Source organism: Nitrospirota bacterium, from assembly GCA_037386965.1.
Lineage (GTDB): Bacteria > Nitrospirota > Thermodesulfovibrionia > Thermodesulfovibrionales > JdFR-86 > JARRLN01.
Genome location: JARRLN010000089.1, coordinates 1 through 8,131 on the forward strand (window position 1 = coordinate 1; position 8,131 = coordinate 8,131).

9 protein-coding genes are annotated in these 8,131 nt (G+C 64.9%); 6 read left to right on the forward strand and 3 right to left on the reverse strand.

The window, feature by feature from the left end:
• Positions 1-81 precede the first annotated feature (81 nt).
• Positions 82-1,494 (reverse strand): adenosylmethionine--8-amino-7-oxononanoate transaminase, encoded by a 1,413-nt coding sequence (bioA, locus tag P8Y39_11285; GenBank protein MEJ2192907.1) that lies wholly within the window; start codon positions 1,492-1,494, stop codon positions 82-84.
• Positions 1,495-1,633: 139 nt separating this feature from the next.
• Between bioA and P8Y39_11290 the strand changes: the two genes are divergently transcribed.
• From P8Y39_11290 to ugpC, 5 genes are read left to right on the forward strand one after another with little or no spacing between them, the layout of a single operon-like run.
• A complete protein-coding gene (locus P8Y39_11290) occupies positions 1,634-2,086 on the forward strand; it encodes an SH3 domain-containing protein (GenBank protein MEJ2192908.1) in 453 nt (150 codons plus the stop codon).
• A gap of 19 nt (positions 2,087-2,105) precedes the next feature.
• Complete coding sequence (locus P8Y39_11295) at positions 2,106-3,413, forward strand: ABC transporter substrate-binding protein (GenBank protein ID MEJ2192909.1); 1,308 nt, start codon at positions 2,106-2,108, stop codon at positions 3,411-3,413.
• 11 nt (positions 3,414-3,424) lie between these two features.
• A complete protein-coding gene (locus P8Y39_11300) occupies positions 3,425-4,324 on the forward strand; it encodes a sugar ABC transporter permease (protein MEJ2192910.1) in 900 nt (299 codons plus the stop codon).
• Positions 4,321-5,139: a carbohydrate ABC transporter permease gene (locus P8Y39_11305; protein ID MEJ2192911.1), complete on the forward strand. Its 819-nt coding sequence runs from the start codon at positions 4,321-4,323 to the stop codon at positions 5,137-5,139. Before P8Y39_11300 ends, P8Y39_11305 begins: the two co-directional genes overlap by 4 nt.
• 4 nt (positions 5,140-5,143) lie before the next feature.
• Complete coding sequence (ugpC, locus tag P8Y39_11310; protein MEJ2192912.1) at positions 5,144-6,214, forward strand: sn-glycerol-3-phosphate ABC transporter ATP-binding protein UgpC; 1,071 nt, start codon at positions 5,144-5,146, stop codon at positions 6,212-6,214.
• A gap of 180 nt (positions 6,215-6,394) precedes the next feature.
• On the opposite strand, the gene P8Y39_11315 is transcribed toward ugpC, so the two are convergent.
• Positions 6,395-7,138 (reverse strand): HesA/MoeB/ThiF family protein, encoded by a 744-nt coding sequence (locus tag P8Y39_11315; protein ID MEJ2192913.1) that lies wholly within the window; start codon positions 7,136-7,138, stop codon positions 6,395-6,397.
• 86 nt (positions 7,139-7,224) lie between these two features.
• Here P8Y39_11315 and P8Y39_11320 point away from each other — a divergent pair, with 86 nt between their 5' ends.
• A complete protein-coding gene (locus P8Y39_11320) occupies positions 7,225-7,425 on the forward strand; it encodes a hypothetical protein (GenBank protein ID MEJ2192914.1) in 201 nt (66 codons plus the stop codon).
• On the opposite strand, the gene P8Y39_11325 is transcribed toward P8Y39_11320, so the two are convergent.
• On the reverse strand, positions 7,422-8,096 hold the full coding sequence (locus P8Y39_11325) for a YqgE/AlgH family protein (protein ID MEJ2192915.1): 675 nt from the start codon (positions 8,094-8,096) through the stop codon (positions 7,422-7,424). The two genes, P8Y39_11320 and P8Y39_11325, sit on opposite strands and share 4 nt — an antisense overlap.
• Between the last annotated feature and the right edge of the window lie 35 nt (positions 8,097-8,131).

Below are 8,131 nucleotides of genomic sequence, written 5' to 3' on the forward strand. Positions count from 1 at the left end.
CTATAACCTTACTGAAAAGGAAATTGAAATTGTGGAATCATCGTTCCGTAGTTAACCAAGCAGTGATTCCATTGCTCCCCCTCACCCCGTCACCTTCGCAATCGCATTCTCGATGACCGTGAGCATCATCTTGAGGTTCTCCGGGCTTATGGCAAGCGGGGGCATCAGGACCAGCACGTTTCCCAGGGGGCGGATGAAGACCCCCTCGTCCCGGGCGGCCAGGGCCACCTGCCAGCCCATCTTCTCCTCCCAGGGGTAGGGCTCCTTGCTCTCTTTCTCCCGCACCAGCTCCACCCCCGCCATGAGGCCGGCGTTCCGCACGTTGCCCACGTGCGGGTGAAGCGACGTGCGGGCGAGCCAGTCTTCAAGCAGAGATATGTTGGGGGCGAGGCTCTCAAGCGTCCCTTCCTTCTCGAACACGTCCAGGCAGGCCAGCGCGCAGGCCGCGCCCAGGGGGTTTCCGGTATAGGAGTGGCCGTGGAAGAATGTCTTGAGCTCCTTGTATTCTCCCAGGAAGGCGCCGTAAACCTCGTCGGTGGCCAGGGTGGCGGCCAGGGGCAGGTAGCCCCCGGTAATGCCCTTGGAAAGGCAGATGATGTCCGGCACCACGCCCTCGTGCTCGCAGGCGAACATCCTGCCCGTCCTGCCGAAGCCGGTTGCCACCTCGTCGGCAATGAGAAGCACCCCGTAGCGCTTGCAGAGGGAGCTGACGCCTTTGAGATACCCGCGGGGCGCCACCACCATGCCTCCCGCCGCCTGCACCAGGGGCTCCACGATGACGGCGGCTATCTCAGGGGCGTGCTCTTTCAGGATGCGCTCCATGGCTTTCAGGCAGAGGAGGCCGCAGTCGGGCGGGGACTCAGCGCAGAGCGCGCAGCGGTAGCAGTCCGGAGAGGGGGCCTTGAAGGTGGGGAAGAGCAGGGGCTTGAAGAGCTTGTGGAAGATGTCCACCCCGCCCACGCTCACCGCCCCCAGGGTGTCGCCGTGGTAGGCGTTTACGAGGGAGAGAAACGTGTGCTTTCCCTCCACTCCTTTCTGCGCCCAGTACTGAAAGGCCATCTTGAGGGCCACCTCCACGGCGGTGGAGCCGTTGTCCGAGTAAAAGACGCGGGAGGGCGCCCCCGGGCCGAAGCTCGCCTGCATCAGGGCCACCAGGCGCTCGGCCAGCCGGATGGCGGGGACGTTGCTCAGCCCCAGCAGGGTGCTGTGGGCGATGCGCCCGAGCTGCTCGCGCACCGCGTCGTCCAGCTCCTTTTTCCTGTGCCCGTGGATGTTCACCCAGATGGAGGAGACGCCGTCCAGGTACCAGCGGCCCCGCACGTCGCGCAGGAAGCAGTCCCTGCCCTCGGCGATGACGACGGGGGTCTCCGCCGCCCAGTCCCGCATCTGGGTGAAGGGGTGCCAGATGAAGCGCCTGTCGGCTTCCTCCAGGCGTTTTATCTCTTCTTCCGCGCCGGTGAGCGGCGTGTGGTCTTCCCGGGGCCTTCTTGACATGCGTAGGAAATTTTACCATACTAGTCGGGACTCGTTGGGCCCGGCTCTGCGAGAGGGACGGGCCGGCAAGGCGCCACGGACCGGTCTTTCTTCCTTTTTCCGAATGGCCGATGACATCAAAGGACATTGCGGAGGCCTGATGAAAATCATGAGACGTTTCATCATACCGGCAGCCATCCTTTTTTCTTTCATCCTTCCGGGGAGCGCTTCGGCCCTCTGCGTGAAGGCCCCGGAGGCCAACCTCAGGCAGGGGCCCAGCACCAGCTACGAGAAGCTCTGGGAAGTGTTCAAGTACATGCCCTTCAAGCAGCTCGACAAGCGCGGCCTCTGGTACAGGGTGCAGGACGTGGACGGAGACATCTACTGGATTTATGCCGCCCTGGTGACGCACGACTACCGGTGCGCGGTGGTCAAGGAGGAGAAAGCCAACATCAGGACCGGCCCGGGCACCAACCACGAGCAGACCGCCTCGAGCCCGGCCCTGAAATACTATTCCTTCAAGGTGCTCAAGGTCGACGGCCAGTGGGTGCACGTGGAGGACGAGTACGGCGACAGGGGCTGGATATACAGGCCGCTCCTGTGGATTCAGTAGCCCGGGTGGGGGAGGCGCCGTGAGGCGGCCCGGGAGCAGATGGGGCAGGGGCCTTCTTGCCGCTGTCATCATCGCGTTAAGCGTTTTCGCCCTTTCCTGCGAGAAGAAGGCCCCGGAAGGCAAGACCGTCCTTACCTTCGTCACCTGGAAGCCCAACCAGCCGGAGGTCTGGGACGAGATTCTGGCGGCCTTCAGCCGGGAGAACCCCGACATCGACCTCAGAAGAGAAGTGGGCCCCCACTCCTCCACCGCCTTCCACGACCTTCTGACCCAGAAGCTCAAGAACAAAAGCACCGACGCCGACGTGTTTCTGATGGACGTCATCTGGCCCCCCGAGTTCGCCGCGGCCGGATGGGCCATGAAGCTCGACGACCGCCTGGGCGAGGGTGAGAGGGAGCGGTACCTGAAGGGCCCGCTTCTGGCCGACACGTACCAGGGCAGCCTCTACGGGCTGCCCCTTTTCGTAGACGGCGGCATGCTCTACTACAGAAAAGACCTCCTGGAGAAGTACGGCTTCGAGCCCCCCGCCACCTGGCAGGAGCTGGTCGAGCAGGCCCGCACCATCGTCCGGGGCGAGGCCGGGGAGGACGAGGGCGCCCTGTACGGCTACTCGGGCCAGTTCAAGCAGTACGAGGGGCTGGTGTGTAACATGATGGAGTTCATCATGAGCAACCGGGGCACTCTCTTTCACCGGGACACCCGCAAAAGCGGCATCGACGAGCCTCCCGCCCTGGAGGCGGTGCGCTTCGTGCGCAAGGAAATCATCGGCGGGGTGGCCCCCCGGGGCGTGCTGACCTACCAGGAGCCCGAGTCCCTGGACCTCTTTATCCAGGGCAAGGCCGTCTTTCACCGGAACTGGCCCTACGCCTGGGAGATTGCCAACAACCCCGAGCGCTCCCTGGTGGCGGGGAAGGTGGGCGTTACAAAGCTTCCGCACTTCCCCGGCGGGAAGAGCTTTTCCACCCTGGGGGGCTGGCAGGTGGGCATAAGCAGCTACACCGAGCACCCCGAGGCCGCCTGGCGCTTTGCCCGGTACCTGAGCAGTCCCCGGGTGCAGAGGCTCCTGGCCGTCCGGGCGGGGCTGGCCCCCACGCGGAAGGCCCTCTACGACGACCCGGACGTCCTCGGCGCCAACCCCCAGTTCGAGCGGATGAAGGGCGTCTTTCTGGCGGCCTACCCGCGCCCCCGCACGCCGCTTTATCCCGCCGTCAGCCACGTGATGCAGCGCTACTTCAGCCGGGCCGTCTCGGACCCCGGCGTGGACATCGCGAAGGAGGCGGAGCGGGCCGCGGCGGAAATCAACGACATCGTCTCCCTGTCCCCCTGAGCCCTGCCGCCATGACCCTCGGTGCGTCCGCCAGAGACAAGCTCTTCGTCGCCGCTCTGCTCACCCCGTGCCTTCTGTTCGTGGTTGTCTTCGCCTACTATCCCATAGCCTATTCCTTCTACCTGAGCCTGCACAAGATAGTGCTGAGCCTGCCGGCCCTGGGGCAGCCCTTCGTGGGGCTTGAGAACTACCGCACCCTTCTCCGGGACGGCGTGGCCCTCCGCTCCCTGACCAACACGGCGCTGTTCGCTTTCTTCTCCGTGGGGCTGGAAATCCTCTTCGGGCTTCTCATCGCCCTGGTCATCCACCGGCGGTTCAAGGGACGGGGCATCGTGCGGGCGGCGGTCCTGGTCCCCTGGGCCATCCCCACGGTGGTCACCTCCCAGATGTGGCGGTTCATCTTCAACGACAAGTACGGCCTTCTGAACTTCGCTCTGCACGGTGCGGACGTGGGCTCCTATACCGCCTGGCTGGCCGACCCCGGCTTCGCCTTCGGGGCCATCGTGGTGGCCGATGTGTGGAAGGCCTCGGCCTTCGCGGGGCTGCTCATCCTGGCGGGGCTTCAGGGCATCCCGGAGGAGCTGTACGAGGCCGCCCGCATAGACGGCGCCAATGCGTGGCAGAGGTTCCGGCGCGTGACCCTGCCGCTTCTGAAGCCGGCCATCCTGGTGGCCCTGCTTTTCAGGACCATGGACGCCTTCCGGGTCTTCGACCTGGTCTTCGTCATGACCCAGGGAGGACCGGCCGACGCCACCAACGTGCTTCAGTTCTACGGGTACAAGAAGATATTCGCCGAGGGGCTCATGGGCTACGGCTCCACCATATCGGTCCTGGTCTTCGTGGTGACCTTCGCCGTGGCCATGATGTACATAAGGGTGGTGGGCACGCGGCTTTTCGGGAGGGAGGCATGAGCGCGCGGCGGCTGGGTTTCTTCCTGCTGACCTTTCTCATCGTGGGGCTCTCCCTGCTGCCGTTCCTCTGGTTCGTGGACACCTCCCTGAAAAGCGCGGTGCAGGTGACCGCCATTCCCCCCACCGTCGTACCGGAGGGCTCCCTGGCCTTCTACCGCTCCGCCGTACGGAACTACAACCTCCTGCACTTCCTCCGCAACAGCGCCATCGTGGCGGGGCTCACCACGCTCATCACCATCGGGCTCGGCACCTTTGCCGGTTACGCCCTGGCCCGGCTGCGGTTCCGTTTCAAGGGGCTCTTCCTGGGTGCCCTCCTGGTGGTCTCCATGTTTCCCCAGATATCCATGGCGGGCCCGATATGGCGGATTCTCCGCTCCCTGGGATGGCTCAACAGCTACCAGGGGCTCATCATCCCCTACGTGACGCTGACCCTGCCCCTGGGGGTCTGGATACTGGCCAGCTTCTTCAAGGAGCTTCCCGCCGAGATAGAGGATGCCGCCCGGGTGGACGGGGCGGGCCACGTGCAGACTCTCTTCAGGATTGTGGTTCCCCTGGCCGCTCCCGGCGTTTTTACGGCGGCCATCCTGGTGTTCATCTACGCCTGGAACGAGTTCTTCTTCGCTCTGCTGGTGATGACCCAGCAGAAATACCAGACCCTGCCGGTGGGCATCGCCCTTTTTCAGGGGCAGTACACCCTGCCCTGGGGCGAGATAGCGGCGGCCTCCACGGTGGCCACGGTGCCCATCGTCCTGGTGGTCTTTTTCTTTCAGAGGCGCATCGTCAGCGGCCTGGCGGCCGGGGCGGTCAAGGGATGAGGGGATGAGCGGCCTCAGGGTGGAGAGCCTCTCCAAGTCCTTCGGGGATCTCGCGGTCATCGAGAGGATGAGCTTCGAGGTTGCCGACGGGGAGTTCGCCATCCTCCTGGGTCCGTCCGGGTGCGGGAAGTCCACCGTGCTGAAGCTCATCGCGGGCCTCGAGCACGAGGACGAGGGAGACATCTTTATCGGCGAGCGGAGGGTCAACGACCTCTCCCCCCGGGAGCGGGACGTGGCCATGGTCTTTCAGAACTACGCCCTCTACCCCCACATGAACGTACTTCAGAACATGGCCTTTCCCCTCACCATGAGAAAGACGCCCAGGGAGGTGAGGGAGCAGAAGGTGCGGGAGGCGGCCCGGCTCCTGGGCATCGAGGAGATGCTCCAAAAGAAGCCCCTGGAGCTCTCCGGGGGGCAGCGGCAGCGGGTGGCCATGGGGCGGGCCATCGTCAGGGACCCCCGGCTCTTTCTCTTTGACGAGCCCCTGAGCAACCTGGACGCCCAGCTGCGGGCGGCCATGCGCCTGGAGCTCATCAAGCTGCACGAGAAGCTCCGCACCACCACGGTCTACGTCACCCACGACCAGGTGGAGGCCATGACGCTGGGGCAGAAGATAATCCTCCTGGACAAAGGAAAAATTCAGCAGACGGGCTCCCCCATGGAGGTCTACGAGCGCCCGGCCAATGTCTTTGCCGCCACCTTCATAGGGAGCCCGGCCATCAACCTGCTTGAGGGAAAGCTCGAGGTAAAGGAGGGCAGGGCCCGCTTCAGGGGGGAGGCCTTCTCTGCCCCTCTGGCCCCCTTCGAGGCGATGGAGGAGTACGACGGGCGGGTGGTCACCCTGGGCGTCAGGCCCGAGGCGGTGGTGCCCCAAGAGGGCGGAGCCCTCAAGGGACGCATCGACGTCCTGGAGCGCCTGGGCGCCGAGACCGTCCTCTACGTCGCCCTGGGCGAAGGCCTCCGCCTTACCGTCCGCATGGAGAGCCGCTTCGAGGGGAAAGCGGGCCAGGAGATGGCCCTCGCCTTCGACCCCCGCCGGGCGCATCTCTTTTACGAGGGAAGAAGAATCAACTGAGGGGCTCCCCCCCATCCTCTGATATCCCGGGCGAGGGAATCGCGCCGTCAGTGCATTGGTCAAGAAAGGGATCCGATAGATTTAAAAAGGGGTCCGAGACCCCCTTAGGCGGAGCATTCGTAGACCGGAGCAGCGGGAATCGCGCCGTCAGTGCATGGGTGAAGAAGGGGTTCGATAGATTTAAAAAGGGGGCCTGGCCCCCCCGCAGGTGGGGCATTCGGGGTCCCGGTAGGCCTTGAACTTCCTGAACTCCACCCGTCCGCCGTCCCACACGAGGAGCTGGCCCTTCAGGGTTTGTCCCTGCCCGGAGAGGTGCTTGATGGCCTCCAGAGCCTGCAGCGTTCCGATGACCCCGGGGGTGGTCCCCACCACGGGGAAGGTCTCCTGGGGCGGGGCTTCCGGGAACATGCACCTGAGGCACGGGGTCTCCGGCGCGTGGATGAAGCTCAGCCTTCCCTCCATCCCCCAGATGCTCCCGAACACCAGGGGGATGCCCTTCCTGATGGCCGATTCGTTCAGAAGGTAGCGGGTGGGGAAGTTGTCCATGCAGTCCATGACGAGGTCGGCCTCCCCCACCAGCTCGTCGACGTTTTCGGCCACGATTTTCTCCGGCAGGGCCTGGACGGCCACGTCGGGATTCAGCTCCCTCAGGGTCTGCCCGGCCGAGAGAGCCTTGTTCGTGCTCAGGCGGCCGTGGTTGTGGAGTATCTGCCGGTTGAGGTTGGTCCAGTCGGGGGTGTCGAAGTCGCAGATGCGGATGGTTCCCACCCCGGCAGCGGCCAGGTACATGGAGACCGGGGAGCCCAGCCCGCCCGCCCCGGCGACGAAGACCGTGGAGCCCTTGAGCTTTTCCTGGACCTCCCGGCCCCAGCCCTCCATCATCATCTGGCGGTCGTAGCGCTTTCGTTCGTTCTCAGAGAGCACGGGACCCCTCCTTCAGGTGTAATCAAAACGTCTATTATACCGAATCGGAAGAAGCGCCGTCCTCTTCCTGCTATAATGGGGAGGCCATGGAGAAAGCGGAGCGGGCGTACGAGGAGGCCCTGCGCAAGAGGGCCGAGCTGGGGGCGGAGCTGAGGGCCCTGGAGCATACCGCGCCGGAGAGCTTCAAGGAGCTTTGGATGCTCCGGGACCGCCTGGCCTACTGGGAGGGAAAGGCCGACGGCCTGAAGCTCGCCCTGGAGGAGCTGAAAGGGCGCAAGCGCCCCTAGGGCGCGCCCTGGCCGCCGAGCATCACTTGCAGGGACTCGGTCCGCCGGATGAGGTCGGGCCAGACCTCCTCCGGGGGCTTCTCGAAGATGCTCGCCTCATCGGCCTCGATGACGTGCCAGTCCCCGTGCGCGAGCTCGCCCTCCAACTGCCCGGGCGCCCAGCCGGAGTAGCCCATGTATCCGCGAAAACTCTTGCCCGCCTCGCCTTCCTTGCTCAGACGCTTGAGGAGGGCCTCGCTCGAGCTGGCGTAGACACGCCCGAAGACCTGCGTGGAGTCCTCCGGCTCCGTCTCGGAGCGGACGAGGAGGAAAAGCTCGTTCAAGGCAACCGGGCCGCCGAAATAAAGAAAATCGTCTCTTTCCTGGAGACCCTCGACCTCGGGCAGGGCCTCGGAGAGCCGTGCTTTGGTGGGACGGTTGACGATGAGCCCCACGGCCCCGGACTTGCCGTACTCGATGAGAAGGATAACGGTCCTCATGAAGTGCGGGTCCTTTATCTGGCGGCTTGCCACGAGGAACTTTCCCTGGGCGGGGGACTGGTCGGGCTCGGGGGCGGGAAACCTCTGGGGGAGCCGTGCCTCCAGGCGGTCTCCGGCCGGGTCCGCCGGCACGGAGGCTGCCGCCGTGAGGGCGAGGGCCGTAAGAAGCACAAGACAGACGGACTTTCTCATGAGTTCCTCAAGCCGAAGGAAGCCGCACTTTCAGG

Bases quoted from the DNA above. Each gene is read 5' to 3' on its own strand.
- bioA (MEJ2192907.1), bottom strand. From the start codon at position 1,494: ATGTCAAGAAGGCCCCGGGAAGACCACACGCCGCTCACCGGCGCGGAA.
- P8Y39_11325 (MEJ2192915.1), bottom strand. From the start codon at position 8,096: ATGAGAAAGTCCGTCTGTCTTGTGCTTCTTACGGCCCTCGCCCTCACG.
- P8Y39_11320 (MEJ2192914.1), top strand. From the start codon at position 7,225: ATGGAGAAAGCGGAGCGGGCGTACGAGGAGGCCCTGCGCAAGAGGGCC.
- P8Y39_11300 (MEJ2192910.1), top strand. From the start codon at position 3,425: ATGACCCTCGGTGCGTCCGCCAGAGACAAGCTCTTCGTCGCCGCTCTG.
- ugpC (MEJ2192912.1), top strand. From the start codon at position 5,144: ATGAGCGGCCTCAGGGTGGAGAGCCTCTCCAAGTCCTTCGGGGATCTC.
- P8Y39_11290 (MEJ2192908.1), top strand. From the start codon at position 1,634: ATGAAAATCATGAGACGTTTCATCATACCGGCAGCCATCCTTTTTTCT.
- P8Y39_11305 (MEJ2192911.1), top strand. From the start codon at position 4,321: ATGAGCGCGCGGCGGCTGGGTTTCTTCCTGCTGACCTTTCTCATCGTG.